Origin of the sequence: Spirillospora sp. CA-294931 (assembly GCF_050946795.1) — a bacterium.
Taxonomy (GTDB): domain Bacteria; phylum Actinomycetota; class Actinomycetes; order Streptosporangiales; family Streptosporangiaceae; genus Spirillospora.
Genome location: NZ_CP192006.1, coordinates 3,048,462 through 3,071,324, shown reverse-complemented (window position 1 = coordinate 3,071,324; position 22,863 = coordinate 3,048,462). Strand labels below are relative to the sequence as shown.

General features: G+C 72.2%; 16 protein-coding genes. 7 read left to right on the top strand and 9 right to left on the bottom strand.

The features are described from left to right. Positions 1 to 8 precede the first annotated feature (8 nt). Positions 9 to 1,148, bottom strand: a complete 1,140-nt coding sequence (locus tag ACQPY4_RS13675; protein ID WP_433336137.1) for an esterase-like activity of phytase family protein — start codon at positions 1,146 to 1,148, stop codon at positions 9 to 11. Positions 1,149 to 1,232: 84 nt separating this feature from the next. Then, a complete protein-coding gene (locus ACQPY4_RS13670; protein ID WP_433336135.1) occupies positions 1,233 to 1,781 on the bottom strand; it encodes an NUDIX domain-containing protein in 549 nt (182 codons plus the stop codon). 109 nt (positions 1,782 to 1,890) lie between these two features. Between ACQPY4_RS13670 and ACQPY4_RS13665 the strand changes: the two genes are divergently transcribed. From ACQPY4_RS13665 to ACQPY4_RS13650, 4 genes are all read left to right on the top strand, one after another. Further along, complete coding sequence (locus ACQPY4_RS13665) at positions 1,891 to 3,558, top strand: AMP-binding protein (protein WP_433336133.1); 1,668 nt, start codon at positions 1,891 to 1,893, stop codon at positions 3,556 to 3,558. A 134-nt stretch (positions 3,559 to 3,692) separates the two neighbouring features. Then, positions 3,693 to 6,371 (top strand): PQQ-dependent sugar dehydrogenase, encoded by a 2,679-nt coding sequence (locus ACQPY4_RS13660; protein ID WP_433336131.1) that lies wholly within the window; start codon positions 3,693 to 3,695, stop codon positions 6,369 to 6,371. A gap of 22 nt (positions 6,372 to 6,393) precedes the next feature. Next, complete coding sequence (locus ACQPY4_RS13655; RefSeq protein WP_433336129.1) at positions 6,394 to 7,290, top strand: phosphotransferase family protein; 897 nt, start codon at positions 6,394 to 6,396, stop codon at positions 7,288 to 7,290. A 93-nt stretch (positions 7,291 to 7,383) separates the two neighbouring features. Further along, on the top strand, positions 7,384 to 7,629 hold the full coding sequence (locus tag ACQPY4_RS13650; RefSeq protein ID WP_433336127.1) for a zf-TFIIB domain-containing protein: 246 nt from the start codon (positions 7,384 to 7,386) through the stop codon (positions 7,627 to 7,629). A 60-nt stretch (positions 7,630 to 7,689) separates the two neighbouring features. Here the strand turns inward: ACQPY4_RS13650 and ACQPY4_RS13645 are convergent, their stop codons facing one another. The 4 genes from ACQPY4_RS13645 to ACQPY4_RS13630 all read right to left on the bottom strand — a co-directional run bounded on the left by ACQPY4_RS13645 (position 7,690) and on the right by ACQPY4_RS13630 (position 16,137). After that, the gene (locus ACQPY4_RS13645) at positions 7,690 to 9,906 is read right to left on the bottom strand and encodes an alpha-L-fucosidase (RefSeq protein ID WP_433336125.1); all 2,217 of its coding nucleotides are present in this window, start codon (positions 9,904 to 9,906) and stop codon (positions 7,690 to 7,692) included. A 29-nt stretch (positions 9,907 to 9,935) separates the two neighbouring features. Next, a complete protein-coding gene (locus ACQPY4_RS13640; RefSeq protein ID WP_433336123.1) occupies positions 9,936 to 12,065 on the bottom strand; it encodes a family 20 glycosylhydrolase in 2,130 nt (709 codons plus the stop codon). A gap of 137 nt (positions 12,066 to 12,202) precedes the next feature. Further along, the gene (locus tag ACQPY4_RS13635) at positions 12,203 to 14,746 is read right to left on the bottom strand and encodes a polynucleotide kinase-phosphatase (protein ID WP_433336121.1); all 2,544 of its coding nucleotides are present in this window, start codon (positions 14,744 to 14,746) and stop codon (positions 12,203 to 12,205) included. After that, on the bottom strand, positions 14,746 to 16,137 hold the full coding sequence (locus ACQPY4_RS13630) for a 3' terminal RNA ribose 2'-O-methyltransferase Hen1 (protein WP_433336119.1): 1,392 nt from the start codon (positions 16,135 to 16,137) through the stop codon (positions 14,746 to 14,748). The genes ACQPY4_RS13635 and ACQPY4_RS13630 overlap by 1 nt, the downstream gene beginning before the upstream one ends. Positions 16,138 to 16,225: 88 nt before the next feature. On the opposite strand from ACQPY4_RS13630, the gene ACQPY4_RS13625 reads away from it, so the two are divergent. Continuing rightward, positions 16,226 to 17,029, top strand: coding sequence for a TIGR02452 family protein (locus tag ACQPY4_RS13625; protein ID WP_433336117.1), 804 nt, complete (start codon positions 16,226 to 16,228; stop codon positions 17,027 to 17,029). Here ACQPY4_RS13625 and ACQPY4_RS13620 read toward each other — a convergent pair. After that, the gene (locus ACQPY4_RS13620; RefSeq protein WP_433336115.1) at positions 17,026 to 17,826 is read right to left on the bottom strand and encodes a TetR/AcrR family transcriptional regulator; all 801 of its coding nucleotides are present in this window, start codon (positions 17,824 to 17,826) and stop codon (positions 17,026 to 17,028) included. The two genes, ACQPY4_RS13625 and ACQPY4_RS13620, sit on opposite strands and share 4 nt — an antisense overlap. An 80-nt stretch (positions 17,827 to 17,906) precedes the next feature. Between ACQPY4_RS13620 and ACQPY4_RS13615 the strand changes: the two genes are divergently transcribed. Next, a complete protein-coding gene (locus ACQPY4_RS13615; RefSeq protein WP_433336113.1) occupies positions 17,907 to 19,352 on the top strand; it encodes an MFS transporter in 1,446 nt (481 codons plus the stop codon). Positions 19,353 to 19,356: 4 nt separating this feature from the next. On the opposite strand, the gene ACQPY4_RS13610 is transcribed toward ACQPY4_RS13615, so the two are convergent. Further along, the gene (locus tag ACQPY4_RS13610; protein WP_433336111.1) at positions 19,357 to 20,685 is read right to left on the bottom strand and encodes an aminotransferase class I/II-fold pyridoxal phosphate-dependent enzyme; all 1,329 of its coding nucleotides are present in this window, start codon (positions 20,683 to 20,685) and stop codon (positions 19,357 to 19,359) included. A gap of 28 nt (positions 20,686 to 20,713) precedes the next feature. Between ACQPY4_RS13610 and ACQPY4_RS13605 the strand changes: the two genes are divergently transcribed. Then, entirely contained in the window at positions 20,714 to 21,883 is a 1,170-nt protein-coding gene (locus ACQPY4_RS13605; protein ID WP_433336109.1) for an SIS domain-containing protein, read from the top strand. On the opposite strand, the gene ACQPY4_RS13600 is transcribed toward ACQPY4_RS13605, so the two are convergent. Further along, positions 21,880 to 22,806, bottom strand: a complete 927-nt coding sequence (locus ACQPY4_RS13600) for an LLM class F420-dependent oxidoreductase (RefSeq protein ID WP_433336107.1) — start codon at positions 22,804 to 22,806, stop codon at positions 21,880 to 21,882. The two genes, ACQPY4_RS13605 and ACQPY4_RS13600, sit on opposite strands and share 4 nt — an antisense overlap. Positions 22,807 to 22,863 lie beyond the last annotated feature (57 nt).

The window sequence follows — 22,863 nt, the reverse complement described above, 5'->3', positions numbered from 1 at the left end:
CCCCAGTGTCAGCGGCCGCGGACTCCGAACGCCAGGAATTGGGTGATCTCCCGGCTGTCGAAGTTGTCGTCCGAGGCGATCACCAGGGTGCGCTCGCCGGTGGCCAGTCGCGGCCCCCAGGCCATGGCCTCCAGGTTCTGGGTGGGCGTGATGGTGCTGAGGTCGCGGATCAGGCGCTTGCGGACGGGACGGTACCGGCCCTGCTTCAGGCTGTCGCGGGACAGGACGTTGGTGGCGCCGCGCAGGTCGAACTCGTACAGCTTGACCTTGTAGTTCACGCCCTCCAGCCAGGAGCGTTCGAGGGCGAGGTAGCGGTGGTCGTCGATGGCGAGGATCTCCGAGACGCCGGTGTCGGTGGCGCCGGTCGGCGGGATCGGCGCGGCCGGGAGCTTGTCGATCTGGTAGGCGTACTGGGCGCGGACGCGGCGGCCCGCGCGGTCCCAGACGGTAATGCGGGCGGGGGCGCCGCGGTGGACGGTGGGCTGCTCGCCGTCCTCGTAGCGGGGTCCTTCGATGACGGCGGCGATCGAGTGGGGCGCGATGGTCAGGCCCTCGAAGCCGAAGTTGCGGCGGGGGCCCTTGTGCTCGTCGGTGAGGCGGACGTTGCCGGGCAGCGGCAGCTCGCCTACGTGGCGTCCCTGGGGGGTGATCCGGCGGACGAAGACGTCCGAGAGGGGGATGCCCGGGTGGGTCTCGTCGGAGCGGTCGCCCTCGTGGGCCCAGAGCAGCCCCCGGGTGCGCGGGTCGAACCTGATGGTCTCGGGGTCGGCGGATTCGGGCTGGCCGAAGCCGGGGTAAGGGGTCCCGTTCGGGCGCAGCAGCGTCTTGACTCCGGTGAGTCGGATGCCGCTGAACGAGCCGGTGCGGGGGTGGATGTCGAGGCGTCCGGTGTAGAAGCGGGCGGGGTTGTACCGCCACCGGTCGTCGGAGATCAGGTACCAGGTCCCGGTGCGCGGGTCGCGGTCGATACCCGATACGCCGCCGAAGGTCGTGCCCTGGAACTGGAGCTTGAGCGGCAGCCGCTGCTCGCCCAGGAGCCTGGTGAGCCGCAGGCCGCGCGGCTCGGCGTGCGCCGGAACCGCCAGACCCGAACCGATGACCGTCGTGAACGCGGTGACGACCGCCATCCTCTTGCGCCAGTTCCGCATGAACCACACCCCGTCCGTTGGAGATTGCCAACGGGATCCTCTCCCGTGCCGTCAACGGTTCACAAGACGACGGGCCAGAGCGAGTCAGGATTCTTCGTAAAGTGCCAGCAGCGTGTAGGCGGCGACGGTGGAGTCGTCGGTGATGGAGCCGTCGCGGATCAACGCCCGGAACTCGGCGCGGGTGACGAAGCGCTGGCGCATGTCCTGCTCCTCGACCTCGCGGGCGTGCTCGCCGGGCTTGAGGCCGGTGGCCAGGTAGGCGTGGAAGCCCTGGCCGCTGGTGCCCTGGGCGCAGTGCAGGTAGCCCAGCGGGGTCATCGTCCCGGCGCGGAACCCGGTCTCCTCGGCCAGTTCGTGGCGGGCCAGCTCTTCGGGGGTGCCGGTGCGGCCCGCGGGGAACGAGCCCTGCGGGAAGCCCCAGGCGCGCCGTCCGATCGGGTAGCGGTACTCCTCGACCAGGTGGAAGCCGCCGTTCTCGGCGGGGATCACGAGCGCGAAGTCGGTCTTGTCGACGACCCCGTAGATGCCGCGCGAGCCGTCAAGACGCTCGATCTCGTCCTCGCGCACCGTCATCCAGCGGTTCTCGTAGACCACCCGGGACGACAGCCGGCGGATCGCGGGATCGTGGCTCATGGCGCCACTTTAGAGGCTCCACAACCACGCCCCGTAAGTGATTGAATCCCCGGATATGTGGCCGTCTTCGGGAGTCCCGCAACCGTGGCTGCGGTGGTATCCGGACGGGGTGCCCGCCGACCCGGAGATCCCCGACATCTCGGTCACCAGGCTGCTGGACGACGCCGCGCGGCGCCACCCGAACCGGACGGCCCTGATCTACTTCGGGCGGCGGATGTCGTACCGGGCGCTGCGGGACGCGGCCGGTCGCTTCGCGGCGGGGCTGCACCGGCTCGGCGTCCAGCCGGGCGACCGGGTCGCGCTGGTGCTGCCCAACTGCCCGCAGATGGTGATCGCGTTCTTCGGTGTGGTGCGCCGGGGCGCGATCGCGGTGCCGCACAACCCGCTCTACACCGAGGAGGAGATGCGGCACCAGCTCGCCGACTGCGAGGCGCGCGTGGTGGTGACGCTGGACCGCTCGTACGCGACGGTCAGGGCCACGGGCCTCCCGGCCGACCGGCTGATCGTCACCTCGGTGATCGATCATCTCCCGCTGCTCAAGCGGCTGGCCCTGCGGTTGCCGCTGCACCAGACCCGGCGGCTCCGGGCCTCGCTGACGGCGGACGTCCCGGCGTCCGACCCCCGGGTGACGGCCTTCGCCTCGCTGCTGGCGCCGCCCCAGCGGCGCGTCCGGCCCTACCGGGTCGACCCGGCCAAGAACCTGGCTGCCATCGTCTATACCGGGGGCACCGAGGGACGTCCCAAGGGCGTGATGCTCACCCATCGCAACCTGGTCGCCAACGCGACCCAGCAGCACGCCTGGGACGTCGGGTGCCGCGACGGCCGCGAGGTGACGCTGGCGGTGCTGCCGATCTTCCACTCGTTCGGCCTGATGAGCTGCCTGATCGCGCCGGTCATGAAGGCCGGGGCGGTGGTGCTCCTCCCCCGTTTCGACGGCGTGCAGGTGATCAGGGCGCTGCGGCGGCACCGGCCGACCATGTTCCCCGGCGTCCCGACGCTGTACGAGCAGGTGCTCGACCATCCCCGGCTGCGCCGTGCCGACCTGCGCTCGCTGCGCGTGCTGATCTCCGGGGCGGGGGCGCTGGACCAGCCGACGGCCGTCCGGCTGGAGGCGCTGGGCGGGAACCGGCTGATCCAGTGCTACGGGCTGACCGAGGCGTCCCCGGCCGTCACCGCCAACCCCATCGGGCCGGACGCCCGCAACATCACCGTCGGGGTACCGCTGCCCGGCAGCGAGGCGGTGATCGTCGACCAGGACGAGCCGACCCGCGTGCTGCCGCCGGGCGAGGCGGGCGAGCTGGTGGTGCGCGGCCCGCAGGTGTTCGCGGGCTACTGGAAGGCGCCGCTGGCGACCGCGCAGGTGCTGTCGAAGGGCTGGCTGCGCACCGGCGACATCGCGGAGATGAGCCCGGGCGGCTTCGTGACGATCCTGGAGCGGCAGCGCGACATGATCAAGGTCAACGGCTTCAGCGTGTTCCCCACCGAGGTCGAGGAGGTGCTGCGCCGTCACCCGGCCGTGCACGGCTGCGCGGTGATCGGCGAGCCCGACAAGCGCCGCGGGGAGCGCGTGATCGCCTATGTCGTCGAGCATCCGGCCTACCCGTTCTCGGCGGACGAGCTGCGCCGCCACTGCGAGAAGTACCTCTCGCACTACAAGGTGCCGGCGGAGTTCAGGCCTCGCACGGACCTCCCCCGCAACATCCTCGGCAAGGTCCTGAGGCAGCGGTTGCGAGAAGAAACGCCTGGTCCGCGTCGCGCGGCGGGTCCCATCGGTTGACCCGCTGACCGGAACCGGCTGACAAAGCGGCCACGTTCGGTCCAAAGCAAGCATTCACCGCGAAAAGGGTTCATCGTCCGGTTTGGAGCTGCATTTCGCATCGCTCCGTACGGGGCTCAGAAAGGGATTCGTCCGTGGACGTACGCATCACGGGATCCGCTCGCGGCCGATCCCTTCTCACCATCCTCCTGGCGCCGGTGCTCGTCGCCTCCCTGCTCGTCGTGCCCGGCAGCGCCGGGACCCGGGCGGCGGCGGCCGCGGCGGTGCTGCCGGCCAACTTCCAGGAGAAGACCGTCTTCACGGGGCTCACGATGCCGACGAGCGTGGGGTTCTCGCCCGACGGCCGCGTGTTCGTCGCGGAGAAGAGCGGGATCGTCAAGGTCTTCGACTCGTTCGCCGACACCACCGCGACGGTGTACGCCGACCTGCGGCCGCAGACGTTCAACGGGTGGGACCGGGGCCTGCTGGGCATGGCCCTGCATCCGAACTTCCCCGCCGACCCCCGCCTCTACGTCAGCTACACCTACAACGGGGTCATGGGCGGCTCGTTCCCCAAGTGGCCCTCCGCCGACGGGACCAACGACAACTGTCCCGACCCGCCCGGCGCCAACAACTTCGGGTGCGTGGTCGCGGGGCGGGTCTCCGTCCTGACGCCGGCGGTGCAGGCCCGCGCCGCCGGGCCCGTCTCCGAGCAGGTCCTGCTGGAGGACTACTGCCAGCAGTTCTCCAGCCACTCGGTCGGCGCGCTGGCCTTCGGCAAGGACGGGATGCTCTACGCCAGCGGCGGCGACGGCGCCAGCTTCGGCTACGCCGACTACGGGCAGAAGGACAACGCCTGCGGCGACCCGCCCAAGCCCGCCGGGACGCCGCTGGCGGCCCCGGCTGCCGAGGGCGGCGCGCTGCGCTCGCAGGACCGGCGCACCCCGGCCGACCCGACCACGCTGGACGGGACGATCGCGCGCCTCGACCCCGACACCGGCCTGGCCGCCGCGGGCAACCCGACGGCCACCGGTGACGAGAACGCCCGCCGGATCGTGGCCTACGGCCTGCGCAACCCCTACCGGTTCACGATGCGTCCCGGCACCAATGAGGCGTGGGTCGGCGATGTCGGCTACACGACCTGGGAGGAGATCAACCGGGTGTGGTCGCCGACCACCGAGGTGCGCAACTTCGGCTGGCCGTGCAAGGAGAGCGGTGGCCGCACCCCCGGGTACGACGCCGCCGACCTCACCATCTGCGAGAACCTCTACACCGAGAACAGCGCGATCTCGCCGCGCTACGCCTACAACCACGCGAACAAGATCGTCGCCGGGGAGAACTGCGGCACCGGCAGTTCCTCGATCAGCGGACTGTCGTTCTACGCCGGGACGGTGTACCCGGCGCAGTACCGCAACGCCCTGTTCTTCACCGACTACGCCCGCAAGTGCGTCTGGGCGATGAAGCCCGGCGCCGACGGGCTGCCCGACAACACCAAGATCGAGACCTTCGCGTCGGCCTCGGGCTCCGTCGTCGAGCTCAAGGCCGGGCCCGGCGGTGACATCTTCGCCGTCGACATCGCGGGCGGGCGGATCGTCCGCTACGTCTACAACGGCGCCAACAACCCGCCCGTCGCGGCGATCAGGACGGACGTGACCAGCGGCCCGCTCCCGCTGACGGTGGCCTTCGACGGCACCACCTCCAGCGACGCCGACGGCAACGTCCCGCTCGCCTACGCCTGGGACCTCGACGGCGACGGCGCGTACGACGACTCGACCGACGGCCAGGTCAGCGCCACCTTCCAGACCCGGGGACGGCACACCGTCGGGTTGAGGGTCACCGACACGCGCGGGGCCGCGGACACGGCCACGACCGTCGTCACCGCGGGCTCCACACCGCCCGTGGCGACGATCGAGAGCCCGTCGGCCGGGACGACCTGGAAGGTCGGCGACCGGATCGCCTTCTCCGGGCGGGCCGACGACGGCGAGGACGGGGCGCTGGCGGGCGACTCGCTGAGCTGGCAGACGATCATGCATCACTGCCCGAGCAGCTGCCACACCCACACCATCAGCGGGCAGAACGGCACGAGCGGCGAGTTCACCGCGCCCGACCACGAGTACCCGTCCTGGATCGAGCTGCGGCTCACCGTGACCGACTCCGACGGGCTGACCGACACCAAGAGCGTCGAGCTGCATCCCAGGACCAGCACGGTCACGCTGGCGAGCGACCCGCCGGGCGTGCCGCTGACGCTGCTGGAGACCACCAAGGCCGCCCCGTTCACCGGCACGGTCATCGCCGGGTCGGCGGTCTCGGTCTCCGCGCCCACCCGGACGCAGCTGCTCGGCAACCGGGCCTACGAGTTCGCGGGCTGGTCCGACGGCGGCGCAGCGACGCACAATGTGACGGCGGCCGAGAGCGACGTCCAGCTCACCGCGACCTACCGGCTCAAGACCAACCTGGCGCTCAAGCGGCCGGTCAAGGTCTCCACCGTGGAGAAGACCGGCACCGAGGGGCCCAAGGCCGTGGACGGCCTCACCGGCACCCGCTGGTCCAGCGCCCGCTGGGACCCGCAGTGGATCGAGGTGGACCTCGGCTCGGTCCGCAAGGTCGGCTACACCCTGCTGCGCTGGGAGGCCGCCTACGGCCGCGACTACAAGATCCAGACCTCGACCGGGGGCGGCGTGTGGACGACCGTCCACACCAGGACCAACGGTGACGGCCAGATCGACGTGGTCGAGTTCGCGCCCCGCGATGCCCGCTGGGTCCGGATGTACGGGACGAGGCGGGGGACGATCTACGGCTACTCGCTCTGGGAGTTGGAGATCTTCGACCGCTGACGCCTGATGGTTGACTGGCGGGGTGCGAATCGCTGCCACCGACCCCGGGCTCTATGCCCGGCTCGCCGAGATCGCACTGGCCCGCGCCGGTGCCGAGGTACGCGAGCCGGGCATTCTCTACGACCGCCACGGCGTCCTGGTGATCAGGGCCGGGGACGTGGTCGTCAAGGCCCACCAGGCCGACCGCGACGGCGGCCCCCGGCTCGCCGCCCGGCTGGAGGTGGCGGCCGCGCTGCCGCGCCTGCTGCTGGCGCCCCTGGGCCCGCCGCTGCGGGTGGACGGCCGCGTGGTGACCGTCTGGCCATACGGGGAGCCGGTCAGCCCGGACGACCCGCCCTGGGAGGACGCGGGCCGCCTGCTGGCCCTGCTCCACCAGGCGCCCGTCCCGGCGGGCACTCCGCCCTGGGGGCGTCCGGCGCGCGTCGCCCGGCTGGTGGGCGAGCTGGGCGGCGGGCCCGAGGCCGACGCGGTCCGCGCGGCCTTCGCGACGCTGCCCGCCTGGATCAGGGGCGAGGCCGAACAGCCGCCCGTGCGCGAGGGACGCGTCGTCCACGGCGACTGGCATCTGGGCCAGATGGTCCGCTCCGGCGGCACCTGGCGGCTGATCGACGTGGAGGACCTCGGCGTCGGCGACCCGGCCTGGGACCTGGCCAGGCCCGCCGCGCTGTACCTGGCGGGGGTGCTGCACCCCGACGACTGGGCGCGTTTCCTGGTGGCCTACCGGGCCTTCGGCGGCCCGGCCGCCCCCGAGGGCGACGCGCTCTGGACGGGCCTGGACGAACCCGCCCGAATTTTGGCGATCCAGATCGCCGCCACGTGCGTCAAATCCGCACAGGAGGCGAATCGGCGCCTCGACGGGGCCGAAACCGCCCTGATCGACACGTGCCGAAGAATCTCCAGTACGGGGGACCTGGCCTGACTGGCGCTCGGGCTGCCCTACATTTAGCCTCTACCTGGGGATCCATACCGGAAGGACGACAAGGCAATGCACTGCCCTAAATGTCATGCCGTCATGCGGACCTACACCCGCAATGGCGTTCACATCGAGCAATGTGACAGCTGCCGAGGAATCTTCCTCGACTACGGCGAGCTCGAGGCGCTGAGCCGGATGGAGGCCACCTACCGGGCCGCTCCGCCGCCCGCGACCCCGGCCGCGCCCGCCTGGGGCGCCCCCGCCGCGCCCGCGGTTCACCACCATCACCACGGACACCACCGCCCGCACCACGGCGGCGTGTTCCACATGCTCTTCACGACCTGATCGGCCCACTCCACCCCCAACCCGACGGGCTGGGGGTGGGGTGGAGTGCGACGGCTCGGGTCAGCGGCCCCGTACCTGGACCTCAGCCAGGGTCAGCGGGGCGGTGCCCGACGCCAGCTGCACGCGGACGTGGCGCCCCTTCGTCCCCGGAGGGAGCGTCACCACCGAGGGATGTCCGGCCTTGGCCGCCACGTGGACGGCCGTGACGCCCGGCGTCGCCTTGGCCTCCTCCAGCCCGTCGGCCGTGATGGGCTGCTCGGAGGTCAGCACCCAGTAGTCCTGGAGCCGGTCCGAGCAGCAGTCGGTGCGGTTCCAGACGTCGACCGTGCCCAGCTCTTCGGACCTGCCGAGGTCGACCTGCCACCACGCCTGCTTCTCCGGTTCGGCGGTGTGCGACACCGACCCGTTGCCGAAGCTCCCGTCGGTCCTGCCGTCCACGGCCCGCGCGGCCGGGGCGTCGTAGCCGGTGCTCTTCTGCGTGGCGTTCTTGCCCTGGGCGAGGTTCTCCGGGACGACCGTGATCGTGACGCTGGTCGTTGAGGTCTGCCGTCCCGTCTTCAGCGTGATGTCCAGCGGATAGGTGCCGCGCGGCGTGCCCACCGGGGGCGTGACCTTCAGCGCGAGCCGCGCGTCGGCGCCCGGCTTGAGCGCCGGGAGGCGCGTGGACGCCGGGGTGACCGTCCAGCCCTTGGGGGCCTTCAGGTCCACCCGGGTCGGGGCGGACGGGGTGCGGCCCGTGTTGGTCGCGGTGATCGTCCCGTCGGCGGACCGGCCGGGGGCGACCTCGCCGGGCAGTTCGGTGCGGGTGCGGATGAGGTTGTTGACGCCCGGGGTGCTGATCTTGAAGACGTAGGCGTTCTTGCTCCGGGTGGCGGTTTCGCCCTGGGACGGGGTGGTGACGACGACCCGTCCGGCCGAGTCGCGGCTCCAGCCCAGGTCACGGCCGTCGGAGCCGAGCAGCGTGATCTTGGTGCCGCGCCCGGCGGGAACGTCACGGCCCAGCGTCAGCTTCTCCCCCGGCCACTTCAGCGCGGTCGCGTAGAGGGTGCCGTCCTTGACGGTGTAGCGGACGTCGTCGTCCCCGGTGGGCTCCTCGGCGTGGTGCCAGTAGGTCGTCCCGTAGATCGCCTCGCCGTTGATCTTCAGCCAGGCGCCGATGTCGAGCAGCCGCCGCCGCTGGATGTCCGGGACGGTGCCGTCGGCCTTGGGGCCGATGTCCAGCAGCAGGTTCCCGTTCTTGCTGACGATGTCGGCCAGCGAGTCGATCAGCTGGTCGGCGGTCAGATGGTCCTCGTCGGGCTCGTTCTGGTTGTAGCCGTAGGAGTGGGCGATGCCCCGGCTGGCCTCCCACTTGTCGGGGTCGATGTCCTCCTTGACGGTGTATTCGGGGGTCTGGAAGTCCAGTTCGGGGCTGTCGAGGTTCCCGCTCTGGATCTTGCAGCGGTTGTTGACGACGACGTCCTTGGGGTTCGGCCGGTTCTTGGCCTGGTTGTAGTACTCGGCCAGCACCGGCGCGGTCTTCCAGTACGAGGCGGGCTTCTCCCACTGCCCGTCGCACCACAGGACGTCGGGGTCGTACCGCTTGACGATCTCCCGCATCTGCGGCGCCATGTAGTCGCCGACGTAGTCCTTGACGTCGGGAAGCCCGGTGTAGGGCACGGTCGCGCCGGTGTAGGGGTTCTTCACGGGCTTGCCGGTGTAGCTCGGGTTGAACCACTCGTAGAGGGAGTAGTAGAGCCCGGCGCGCATCCCGGGTTCCTTGCGGGCGGCCTTGAACAGGTCGCCGACCAGGTCGCGCCTGGGGCCGAGATCGGTGGTGTCGCGCCCGCTGACCTCGCTGTCGAACAGCGAGAGGCCCTCGTGGTGCTTGGAGGTCAACACGAAGTACTTGGCGCCCGCGTCCCTGAAGAGCTTCACCCAGTCGTCGGGGTCGAACCTCTCGGCCTTCCACTGGCCGATGAACGCGTCGTAGGCGGCGTCCTTCCCGTATTTCTCCGCGTGGTGCTCGTTCGTCGCGCTGCCCGCGCTGTTCATGTAGTTCCAGTACCACTCGGCGTAGCTGCCGCGCGGGCCCCAGGCGGGCACCGAGTAGGCGCCCCAGTGGATGAAGATGCCGAACTTGTCGTCCTTGAACCACGCGGGGGTGGGGTGGCTGTTGAGGGACTCGACGGTGGGCTGGTAATCGGGGGTGGACGGCGGCTCGGCGTTGGCGACGGGCGAGACGATCAGGGTGGCGGCCACCGTCGCGGCGGCCACCGCCTTCGGGGTGCGTCTCATTGACTCCTCTTCCTGCGGTTCCCTGCGGATCAGCGGTTGTAGCGGGCGAAGTCGGTGCGGACCTGGTCGGCGGAGAGGGGCTCGTCCCAGGTGACGAGCTCGTCGAGGTCGCCGCGCAGGCTCGCGCTCGGGGTGCCGACCGAGCGCAGCGGCAGCGGGATCGACGCGCCGACGGCGCCCACCCGCTCGCCGTCGGCGTACAGGGTGGTGCGTCCGGGCTCGGTCACCCAGGTCAGCCGCACCCAGCGGTCGAGCGGGAGCGTGTAGTCGAAACTGTGGTCGGCGACCCCGTACCGGGTCAGCCCGACCTTGCCGGTGCCGTACTGCTGGAGCTTGAGCGCGCCCGCCTTGGAACTGAGCAGCACCGCGTCCGGGGTGCGGGCGGTGAGCCTCACCCATGCGGACGCGGTCCAGGGCTCGGTGAGGTCGAGGCCGCCGAAGCCCACGCCGTCGCGGTCGTGGTCGAACCGGAACGCCTGGCCGCGCACCCCGCCCTCGACCAGCGCCGGGTTGTTGATGATGTAGGTCGTGCCGGGCAGGTCGCCCGCGACGTCCTCGGCCATCAGCGTGTTGGGCGGGCGGCTGGCGTAGGTCCAGCCCTTGGGGTAGGACGCCTGGTCGAACGTCCAGTGGTGGCTGGGCCTGCCGTCGTCCACGCGGGGCGGCGCCGTGCCGGGAAGGACGCCGGGCGGGTCGCCGATCTTCGCCGTCAGCGCGCGGAAGGCGTCGAGCGTGCCGGGCGCGGGCGTGCCGTTCCAGGAGCGGTCGGCCATGAGGGCGCGGGGCCCGGCCATGTGCCGCTCGAAGTAACCGTCCCGCGACCAGTACTTGTAGTCGGCCCAGTTCGCCAGGCCCGAGCCGAGCATGTCCGGGGCCGTGCTCGGCGTCCAAGTGCCGTGCATCCACGCCTCGTCCGGATAGAGGTTGTGGTAGTTGTTCGGCGTCACGTAGAACTTGCCGATCGCGATCTCGTCGTGGCCCGGGATGACCGGCTCGGTGCCGGTGCCCTCCCAGGTCAGGAAGACCACCGAGGGGTCGAGCCTCTGCTGCGGGGCGGGCATGTGCTCCGAGCCGTTGTAGACGGCGGTGCGCTTGCCCTGGGCGCGGACGACGCCGTCCAGCGCGTTGATGTAGCGCTTGACCAGGTCGCCCAGCGTGCTGACGTCGGGGTCGGCGGCCAGCGCGCGCTTGACCCGGTCGCACTGGGCCAGCTGGCCGGGCAGCTCGTCGGCGCCGATGCTGAACAGCGGCGCGTCGAACCAGCGGGCGAACTCACCGACGATCTTCTGGGTCACCCGGGTGGTGCGGGGGTCGGTGATGTCGAGCGTCCAGTCGGGTGTGAGGTGGGAGTGGGTCTGCGCGTCGGTGCAGGGGTTCGGGCCCGTCCCGAACCCGATGCCGAACGCCTCGCTGAGCACGGTCGCGTGGCCGGGGACGTCGATGCCGGGCATCAGCTGGACGTGCTGCCGCGCGGCCAGGGCCTTGAGCCGCTCGATGTCGGCGCGGTCGTAGCTGCTCGCCGGGTCGGCCAGACCGGGGAACTTCGGGCTGTTGAGCCGGAAGCCCTCGGCGTCGGACAGGTGCAGGAAGAGCGTGTTGAGCTTGAGGTCCCCCATCCTGCGGATCAGGTTCTCCAGGTAGCCGACCTGCCAGAACTTGCGGCTGGCGTCCAGGTGGACCATCCGGACGCGCTGGGTGGGACGGTCGGTGCTGCGCGCCCGGGGGACGTCGCGGTGGCGGGGGTCGGCGCGCAGCGTCTGGAGCAGGGTGCGGGTGCCGTAGTACAGGCCGTGGGTCGAGGCGGCCTCGATGGCGATGACGCCGGAGCTGTCGAACCGGTAGCCCTCCGCGCCGAGCGCGCGGTCGTCGGTCAGGGCCAGGCGGATGTCGCCGGGGGCGGCCTTCCCGCCGGTGACGCGGGGGTCGAGGCCGGTGACCCGCCGGATGTCGTCGCGAAGCTCACGGGCGAGCTGCCGGACGGTCTGCCGGGCGGGGCCGGGCAGCTCCCGGCGTCCGGACGGCGTCGCCGTCAGCGGTCCCGATGCGGCGTCGACCACGATCCGCGAGCGCGGGGTGAGGGCGACGGCGCCGCCGAGCGCGTTCCACTCGGCGGGCCTGGGCACGACCGACGGGGTGCCGGGCGGTTCCTCAGCGGCCACCGGAACCGCAAGAGGTCTGATGACTATGGTGACCAGAAGGACCAAAACCAATGAGAGCTGCCGCATCGCCGTCTCCCTAAGTCAATTGGTTGGATGACTTTAAGCCTGGGAGACGGCGATGGACAAGACCCTCTTGCTCAGAGACGCGGGTCGACGGGCTCCGATTCGAGCGCCAGGACCGCGAACACCGCCTGGTGGACCCGCCAGAGCGGCTCACCGCCCGTCAGCCGGGTCAGCGCCTCCTCGCCCAGCGCGTGCTCGCGCATCGCCAGCGAACGCTTGCGCCCCAGCGAGCGCCCGCGCAGCCGGTCGAGGTTCTCCGGCTCGGTGTAGTCGGGGCCGTAGATGATCCGCAGATACTCCCGGCCCCGGCACTTGATGCCCGGCTGGACCTTGCGGCCCTCGGGCACCGGCCCGAGCGGCTTGACGACCATGCCCTCGCCGCCGGCCTCGGTGTGCTCCTGCCACCACTTGGTCACGGCCGCCACCGACGCCTCCGAGCCCAGCTCGACCACGTGCGACTCCGTCCCGAGCAGCAGCCCGGACGGGTCGGCCGCCACCAGCGCGCCGAGGGTCTCCATGTGCCAGGTGTGCTCCCGGAGCGACCCCCACGCCCGGCCCTCCCCCGCCAGGATCTGGAACGGGGCGAACCTGATGCCGTCCAGGCCGTCGACCTGCCAGCAGTAGCGGGCGTAGGCGTCGCGGAACAGGGCCGCGTTGGCCTCGCGGCGGCCGATGTGCGCGCGCAGCGCGTCGACGGGCAGGCCGCGCCCGGCCGCGCGGGCCAGGACGTCCGAGGCCACCGGCAGCGCCGCGCGGGCGGCGGCGCCGGTCGCGGCGTACTGCGTCCTGATCAGCTCCATTGCCTTGGCCGACCAGGGCAGCAGCTCGCCGTCCAGCACCAGCCAGCCGGTCTCCAGCGCGTCCCAGAGCCCGGCGGCGCCGATCGCCGTCCGCAGCCGCTCCAGCACCTCGGCGGTGCGGGCCGGGTCGCGGAAGAACGCCCGTCCCGTCCGGGTGAAGACCGCGCCGGACGCGCCGTCGTCCACGCCGAACCGCGCGGACGCGACCCCGGCGTCCCGGCACACCACGGCCACGGCGCGCGACCCCATGTGCTTCTCCTCGCACACGACCCGGTCGAGGCCCATGTCGCGGTACGCCGCCAGCGCCTCGGCCGGGTGCTCCAGATACCCGGGCAGGGACGAGGTCGCGGCCGGGGCCATCGTCGGCGGCAGGTAGACCAGCCAGCGCGGATCGATCGCGAACCGGCTCATCACCTCCAGCGCCGCGACCGCGTTCTCGTGCCGCACCGAGACCCGTCCCATCAGCCGGGTCTCCACCCCCTCGTTGCCGAGCACGTCCTCGATCTTCAGCACGTCGGTCTCGCGGTGGCCACCCGGTGCGGCGACCAGCGGGCGCACCGGCTCGTACCAGACCTGGCGCGCCGGGACGGAGTGCAGCTCGCGCTCGGGATAGCGCAGCGCGGTCAGCTTCCCGCCGAAGACCACGCCGGTGTCGAGGCAGATCGTGTTGTTGATCCACTCGGCCTCCGGCACCGGGGTGTGGCCGTAGACGACCATCGCCGTGCCCCGGTAGTCGCGCGCCCACGGGTACCGCACCGGCAGCCCGTACTCGTCGGTCTCCCCCGTGGTGTCGCCGTACAGCGCGAACGAGCGGACCCGGCCGGACGACCGGCCGTGGTAGTCCTCCTTGAGCCCGGCGTGCGCCACCACCAGACGGCCGCCGTCCAGCACGTAGTGGCTGACCAGGCCGTCCATGAACCCGACGGCGTCCGCGCGGAACTCCTCCGGCTCGGCGGCCAGCTGCTCCAGCGACTCGGCCAGCCCGTGCGCGACCCGGACCTTGCGCCCCTGGAGCGCCCGGACCAGCTTGGCCTCGTGGTTGCCCGACACGCACAGCGCGTTCCCGGCCGCGACCATCCCCATGACCAGACGCAGCACGCCCGGCGAGTCGGGTCCCCGGTCGACCAGGTCGCCGACGAACACCGCCGTCCGGCCACCCGGGTGGTTGGCGCCCTCGGGACGCCCCTCCGCGTCGCGCTCGATCTCGTAGCCGAGTTCGCCCAGCAGGTCCTCCAGCTCGGCGCGGCAGCCGTGCACGTCGCCGATCACGTCGAACGGCCCGGCCAGCTCGCGCCGGTCGTTCCACGCCTTCTCGTAGGTGACGGTGGCGGCCTCGATCTCCTCGACACCCGTAATGACGTAGGAGCGCTTGAACTCGCGTCCCAGCGCGCGCAGGCCGCGGCGCAGCTCGCGGCGCTGCCGGGGCACGACATGGTCGGGCAGGTCGCGGTCGGGACGGGCCGCGTTGCGCTCGACCGCGACGCGCTCGGGCACGTCAAGCACGATCGCCATCGCCAGCACGTCGTGGTCCTTGGCCAGCCGCAGCAGCGACTGCCGCGCCTGCTGCTGGACGTTCGTCGCGTCCACCACGGTCAGCAGCCCGCGCCGCAGCCGCTTGCCGACGATGTAGTGCAGCAGGTCGAACGCGTCGCCGGTGGCCGACTGGTCGTTCTCGTCGTCGGAGACCATCGCCCGGCAGGCGTCCGAGGACACCACCTGGCTCGGCTTGAAGTGCTTGCGCGCGAAGTGCGACTTGCCCGAACCGGACACGCCCACCAGTACAACCAGGCCCATCTCGGGCAGCCTCAGCTCAGTCATCACACGGCCTCCCGCAGCGTGAACACGCCCATCTGGGTCGGGGCGCCCACCTCGGCGTCGTCGTCCCCGACCGGCACGTACCTGACCTGGTATCCGTGGGCCGCCGCGACCCGCTCGGCCCACGCGGCGAACTCGGCGCGCGTCCACTCGAAGCGGTGGTCGGGATGCCGCATCGCGCCCGGTGCCAGCCCCTCGTAGCGCACGTTGTGCTCGACGTTCGGCGTGGTCACCAGCACCACCCGGGGACGCGCGTCGCCGAAGACGACCTTCTCCACGGCCGGGAGCCGCGGCGGGTCGATGTGCTCGACGACCTCCATCAGCACGGCCGCGTCGTGGCCGCGGAAGCGCTCGTCGGCGTAGGTCAGCGCGCCCTGGAAGACCTCGACGCGCGCGTCGCCGGCCGCCGCGCGCCGGGTCGCGATGGCGATCGCGCGGTCCGAGACGTCGGTGCCGTGGATCCGCTCGAAGTACGGGTCGTCCTTGAGCCGGGCGACCAGCGTGCCGCTGCCGCAGCCGAGGTCGATCACCCGGGGGGCGCGCTCGTCCCGCAGGACGTCGAGCACGGCCTGGACGCGCCGCTCGGCCAGCGGCACCGACGCCGACTCCGGCCGCTCCTCTTCCAGCTGCTCGCGGTAGAGCTCGTCCTCGGGGCTGTCGTCGGCGTCGGCCAGGCGACCCAGCGCGGCGCGCACCAGCGCGCGCCGGTTGGCCAGGTACCGGCGGGTGATCGAGTCCCGCTCCGGGTGGGCCGCCAGCCAGCCCTCCCCCGCGCGGATCAGCTTGTCGACCTCGTCCGGGGCGAGCCAGTAGTGCTTGGAGTCGTCCAGCACCGGCAGCAGCACATAGAGCTGGTTCAGCGCGTCGGCCAGCCGCAGCTCGCCGGTGAGCGTCAGCGTCACGTACCGCGAGTCGCCCCACTCGGCGAACCCCGGGTCGAGCGGGACGGGCACCGCTCGCACGTCCCACCCGAGCGGCGCGAAGTACCGCTCCGCGGCCGCGGCCCCGCCCCGGCACGGCAGCGCGGGCAGCGTGATCTCCAGCGGCATCGGCCGCCCCGGCAGCTCGGGACGCGCCTCGCACCGTCCCCGCATCGCCGTGCGGAAGACCGCCGCCATCGCCGACGCCAGCAGCGACGACGCCGCGTACGACCGGTCGTTGACGTACTGGCCGAGGGAGAAGTCCGGCGTGTTCTTGCCCCGGGTGCGCACCAGCCTGATCGGGTCGACGTCGAGCAGCAGCGCGACCGTGCAGCGGTCCTCGTCCGCGTCGGGGTAGAAGACATGCGCCGTCCCGAACGCCTGCTCGAACACCTGCACCCGGTCGGGATGCTTGTGGAGGAGGAAACCGAGGTCGGTGGCGGGGGACAGCGTGGTGGAGATCGTGAGTAGCACCGTTCAAGTCTGGGGGTCCCCGCACCTGGAACCCAATGGGTTATCCGGTGGCGGTGGCGGGGTGGGGGTCGTCAGACTGGTGATCGATATGAGCAGACATCCTCGCCGCGCGATCGCCCAGGAGACCGCGGCCATCCTTGAGCGCGGGCACTACGGCACCGTCGATCTCTCCTCCGCCCTCGAGGCGTGTGTGCGGGGGACCGTGCTGCACCGGCCGGACGAGCCGCTGCCCGTCCCGGCCGGGCCCGGCGGCGGGACGCGGGTCGAGGTCACCGACGAGACGACCCTGGCGGCCGCGCACCGGCTGTGCGACGGCGACGGGGAGCCGCTCGCGCTCAACTTCGCCTCGGCCAAGAACCCCGGAGGCGGATTCCTCAACGGGGCGCACGCCCAGGAGGAGGGGCTGGCGCGCTCGTCCGGGCTCTACACCTCGCTGCTGGCGGCGCGGGAGTTCTACGACTTCCACCGCGCCCAGGGCGACCTGCTCTACAGCGACCACATGATCTACTCGCCCGGCGTCCCGGTCTTCCGGGACGACTCGGGACGCCTGCTCGACCGGCCCTACCAGGTCGCGTTCCTCACGTCCCCGGCGCCCAACCGGGGCGCGATCCGCGACCCGGAGAAGGCCCGGGAGATCCCGGACGTCCTGCGCCGCCGCGCCCACCGCGTCTACGCGGTCGCGCACGCGCACGGCCACCGGCGCCTGGTCCTCGGGGCCTGGGGCTGCGGCGTCTTCCGCAACGACCCGGCCGAGGTGGCCGAGGCGTTCGCCGCCCACATCGCGCCCGGCGGCGACTTCGAGGGCCGCTTCGAGCACATCGTCTTCGCCGTGTGGGACACCGCCAAGGGCTCTCCGCGCCACGCCGCCTTCGCGAGGACCTTCGCCTCCTAGCGCGGGTCCGGCGGATCTTCGATCGGCGGCGCGACGCCCTGGGGCGGCGGCTCGGCGTAGGAGGCGATGCCCCGCACGAGGATGTCGAGACCGAACTCGAAGCGCTCGTCGCCGCCGCCCTGGGTCAGCTCGTCCGCCATCGCGCGGATGTGGGGGAAGCGGGACGGGGGCAGGGCGCCGTAGTAGTCGCGGATCTGGGTGACCCGCTTCGTCCAGTACTCCTCGGGGGTCTCGCCTTCGGCGAGTCTGGCGACGTAGACCGAGTCCTCGATGGTGTCGGAGTCGACGAACATCCCGAGGGTGTCGACGGCGAACGCGGCGACCTGGGACGGGACGCCGCCCGCGCGCATGAGGGCCAGCTGGCACTCGGCGATCCGCAGCAGGTTCGGGGCCGTGGGGATGAGGCCCAGCGAGGCCCGCGCGATGTCGGCGTGGGCGCGCCAGACGCGGCGCGCGTCGCGGCAGACCTCCTTGACCTGCTCGCGCCAGCGCTCCGGGTCGGGTTCGGGCAGCCGCACCTCGCCGGCGATGCGGTCGAGCATCAGCTCCAGGAGCTCCTCCTTGTTGGAGACGTGGGCGTAGAGCGAGGCGGGCCCGGTCTCCAGTTCCTGCGCGACGCGCCGCATGCTGACCGCGTCGAGCCCGTCGGCGTCCAGCACCCGGATGGCCGCCGAAACGATCAGATCCTGCGAGAGCGGCGTGCGGGGCGAGCCGCTCTTGCGGGGCCTGCGTCCGGGCGGGGTCGGCATCTCCAGGTCGGCGTCCAACCGGTCCTCCACTCCTCGGCCTGCGAACATCGTACTTGACACGAACACCGTTCCCACTTAGAACAGTGTTCGTAGCCAACGAACACTGTTCTTCGAATCGGGGACCCCCTGTGACCGAGACCCTCGCCTCCTCCGCCTCGCCGCCGTCCGTCCAGCCGTTCCGATGGCGGTGGGTCGCCCTGCTGGTCATCCTGGCGGGCGAGATCATGGACATGCTGGACGCCCTGATCACCAACATCGCCGCCCCCAGCATCCGCGCCGACATCGGCGGCTCGGCCACCACCATCCAGTGGCTCGCCGCCGGGTACACGCTGGCGATGGCCATCGGCCTCATGACCGGCGGACGCCTCGGCGACCTCTACGGCCGCCGCCGCGTCTTCCTCATCGGCGCCGCCGGGTTCACGGCCGGTTCCCTGCTGTGCGGCATCGCCGTCAGCCCCGGGATGCTCGTCGGCTCCCGCGTCGTGCAGGGCCTGTTCGGCGCGCTGATGCTGCCGCAGGGCATCGGCATGATCAAGCAGATGTTCCCGCCCAAGGAGATGGGCGCCGCCTTCGGCCTCTTCGGCCCCATCATGGGCCTGTCGTCGGTCGGCGGCCCCGTCCTGGCGGGCTGGCTGGTCAAGGCCGACCTCTTCGGCACCGGCTGGCGGATGATCTTCCTGATCAACCTGCCGCTCGGGATCGCCACCATCCTGGCGGGCCTGCGGTACCTGCCCGAAGGCCGCGCCGAGAACCGCGACCGGCTCGACCTGACCGGCGCCCTGCTGGCCGCCGCCGGAGCCGGGCTGCTGGTGTACCCGATCGTCCAGGGCCGCGAGCTCGGCTGGCCCGCCTGGACGTTCGTGATGATGGCCGCCGCCGTCGCGGTCCTGGTGATGTTCGGGCGCTTCGAGGTGCGCAAGCACCGCGCGGGCGGCTCACCGCTCATCGTCCCGAGCCTGTTCGCCAAGCGCGCCTTCAGCGGCGGCCTCGTCCTCGGGCTGGTGATGTTCGCGGGCGTCGCCGGGCTCGGCCTCGTCCTCACCCTCTACCTGCAACTGGGCCTGCACTACTCGGCGTTCAAGGCGGGCCTGACCCAGATCCCGTGGTCGATCGGGATCGTGCTCGGCTTCGTCGCGGCCCAGGCCCTGGCCCGCTTCGGCCGCAAGGTCATCCACGGCGGCGCCCTGGTGATGGGCGCCGGGGTGACGACCCTCGCGCTCACACTGGAGCTGTCCGGCTCCCCCGTCGGGCCCTGGCAGCTCCTGCCGTCCCTGATCCTCACGGGATTCGGCATGGGCCTGGTCATGGCGCCCTACTTCGACATCGTCCTGGCGGGCGTCGACCCCGAGGAGACCGGTTCCGCCGGGGGCACGCTCACCGCCGTCCAGCAACTGGGCAGCGCGCTGGGCGCGGCCGTCCTGGGCACCGTCTTCTTCGGCCTGATCACCGACCACGCCACCGCGGCCACCTTCACCACCGCCGTCAAGGCGACGCTCTGGCTGGAACTGGCGATGCTGGCCCTCGTCTTCGCCCTGACCTACCTGCTCCCCAAGCAGGCGCGCCCCGCGGACTGAACGGTCACGTCGTGGCGCCGGTGCCGGGCGTCGCGGCCAGCACCGATCGCAGGGCCTCGGTGAACCGCGCCGCGTCCTGGGTGGGGAGCGCGGCCGTGGTGACGCGGATCGCGGGAGGGCCGCCGAGCCTGAAGCGCTCCCCGGCCAGGACCGCGTATCCGTGCTCGCGAAGGGCGAGCACCGTGTCGGACTCGTGGCGCACCGGCACCCACACGTTGAAGCCGGAGCGGCCGTGGGCGGTCACTCCGGCCTCGGCCAGCGTCTCGATCACGAACGCGCGGCGCTCGGAGTAGACGCGGCGGGCACGGTCGAGCAACCGCTGGACCGGGGGCTGGACGAGCAGGTCCGCGACCGCTCCCTGGAGGATGTGGCTGACCCAGCCGATCCCCAGCCGCTGTCTCCACTCCACCCGGGAGATCGTGGTCTCGTCGCCGGTGACGACGGCCACGCGCAGGTCGGGCCCCAGCGCCTTGGCGTACGAGCGGATCACGGCCCATGGGCCCGTCCAGCCCCCGGTGAGGGTGATCGCGGGCTGGTCGACGACGAGGGCCGCGTGGTCGTCCTCGATCAGAAGCGTCCCCGGGTGCTCCCCGAGGACGTCCTTGATCCGCTCGGCCCGCTCCGCCGTCAGCGCGGACCCCGTGGGGTTCTGCGCCCGGGGTGTGACGATCAGGCCCCGCGCGCCCCGCCGGAGCGCCTGGGCCAGGCTCTCGGGCAGTGGTCCTTCCTGGTCGCAGGCCACGGGCTCGGCCGTCAGGTTCATGGAGCGGACCAGGTCGAGGGTCCTGGAGAAGCAGGGCTCCTCCAGGGCGATCCGGTCCCCCGCGTTCACGTGGGCGTTCAGGATGCGCTCGATGCCGTCGAGCGCGCCGCTGACCGCCGCCAGCCGTCCGGTGGCGATGCCGTCCGCCCGGAACTGGCCGGACGCGACCTCGTGCAGCCGGGGCAGCAGCGTCACGGCGGTGTAGGACGTCGTCCCCTGGTACCGGTGCGCGAGGGCCGAGCCCAGATCCGGCAGGAGCGCGGGGTCGACGTTCCCCGAGGCCAGGTCGATGAGCCCGCCGGTGTGCCCCGGCGGCGGGCCGAAGGCGGCGGGCGTGCCGTTGACCCGCGTGCCGCGGCGGCGGTCGCCGTAGGTCAGCCCGCGCGCCTGGAGCTGCCGGTAGGCGTTGGCGACGGTCGCGGTGTTGACGCCCAGCTGCCCGGCCAGCGCCCGGATCGTCGGCAGTGCCTCGCCGGGACGCAGGTGCCCCTCATGGATCGCCCGCTCGATCCCCATGCTGACGTCCCTTGCCGTCCCGCACCCCTGGAGATACTGTATCAGTGCATTCATGGCTTTGTAATACTACAAAAGAGGAACCATGAGCACAAGGGAAACTTCGCACGGCGCTCCCGGCTGGTACGACCCGGCGGTCCACCCCGAACTGCGGACGAGCCCTCCGTGGGTGATGGACGACATGATCGACCTCCAGCCGGCGGCCGTCGCCGAGACGATCACCGCCGTCGACGCGGCGGCGGACGAGGTCGCCGACCTGCTGCACGGCACGATCGACGCGGGCGAGCCGATCGTGGTCACCGGCACCGGCACCGCGGGCCACGCCGCCCGCGGCGTCGCCGTCGCCCTCAACGACGCCCTGGGCGACCCGACCAACACACGAGCCGAGTACCGGGCGTCGGAGGACCAGGCCCGCGCGCCGCGCGGGGGCGGCCTCTGCATCGCCGTCTCGCACGGCGGACGCTCCGCCTCGACCGTCGGCGCCCTCACCGCGGCCCGCGCCAACGGAGCGCTCACGGCGCTCATCACCGCGGCCGACGGCACGGCGTCACACGTCCTCGCCGACACCGTCCTGCGCCTGCCCGTGCGCGACGCCAGCTACTGCCACACCATCGGCTACAGCACTCCCATCGCGGCGGGCCTGCAGATCGCGGCGCGCTACAAGGGACGCCCCCTGGCCGCCGAGGCCATCACCGGCTACCTGACCGGGCTGCTGCACCTGCGCATCGACGCGCTGGAGATCGGCCGCGCGATGGCGCACATCGAGCGCTTCGTCAGCGTCGGCTGCCTGGCCGACGAACCCGCCGCGCGCGAGCTCGCCCTCGATGTCGCGGAGGCCGCCTGGATCCCGTCCGCCGTCTTCGGGGTCGAGGACTTCCTGCACGGGCACATGGTCGGCCACGACGAGGCCAGCGGCCTGGCCGTGCTGTGCACCGGCGGCCCGCGTCCCCGCGACGCCGCGGCCACCGCCGAGCGCCTTCTGCGGGCCGCCGACCGCATCGGCATCAAGGCGACGTTGATCGTCACCGAGGCGCTCGGCTCCCGCGTCGACGCCCCGGCGAACCGTCTGACGCTGCCCGCGACCGACCTCCCGGACACCGTCGTCCGGCTCCTGGGCGGAGCGCTCGCGCTGCAGAGCCTCACCATGGCCCTGGTCGGCGCCAAGGGGACCAACCCCGACCTGCTGCGCCGCCACGAGCCCGGCTACCGCGAGGCCGTGACGCTCGGCGGCGCGAAACTCCCCCCGACCTCCTAGAGCTTGGCCATGACCTCGGTGGCGAGAAGCTCCAGGTGGTCGAGATCGTGCGGGTCGAGAACCTGGAAGTAGAGGGTCTCGGCCCCCAGCGCGGCGAACCTGCCGATCTTGTCGACCAGCTCCTGGGGCGTGCCCGCCAGACCGTTCTCGCGCAGCTCCTCGACCTTGCGCCCGATCGCGCCGGCACGGCGGGCGATCTCGGCCTCGTCCCGGCCGCAGCACACGACCTGCGCCGCCGAGTAGACGAGGGGACGGGTCCGGCCCGCCGCCCCGGCGGCCGCGCGGACCCGCTCGAACGCGGCGGAGGTGTCGTCCGGGCCGTGGAACGGGACGTTGTACTCGTCGGCGTACAGCGCGGCCAGGCGCGGGGTGCGCTTGGCGCCGAAGCCGCCGATCAGGATGGGCGGACCCTCCGGGCGGACGGGCTTGGGCAGCGCGGGCGAGTCGGCCAGCGTGTAGTAGTGGCCGTCGTAGGTGAAGGTCGCGCCTGACGGCGTCCGCCACAGGCCCGTGATGATCTCCAGCTGCTCCTCCAGCCGCTCGAAGCGCTCGCCCAGGCTCGGGAACGGGATGCCGTAGGCGGTGTGCTCCTGCTCGAACCACCCGGTGCCGATGCCGAGATCGACCCGTCCACCGCTCATCTGGTCGACCTGCGCGACCGCGATGGCCAGCGGCCCCGGCAGCCGGAACGTCGCGGCGGTCATCAGCGTGCCGAGCCTGATCCGGCTCGTCTCGCGGGCGAGACCGGCCAGCGTGATCCACGCGTCCGACGGGCCGGGCTCGCCCGAGACCTCGCCCAACTTGAGGTAGTGGTCCGAGCGGTAGAACGCGTCGAAGCCCAGGTCCTCGGTGGCCTTGGCGACCGCGAGCAGGGTCTCGTAGTTCGCCCCTTGCTGGGGCTCGGTGAAGATCCGAAGGCGCATGCCCCCCATCCTCGTACGCGCCGCGTCCCGCCGGAACGCCGGGGCCCGCCCGGCACG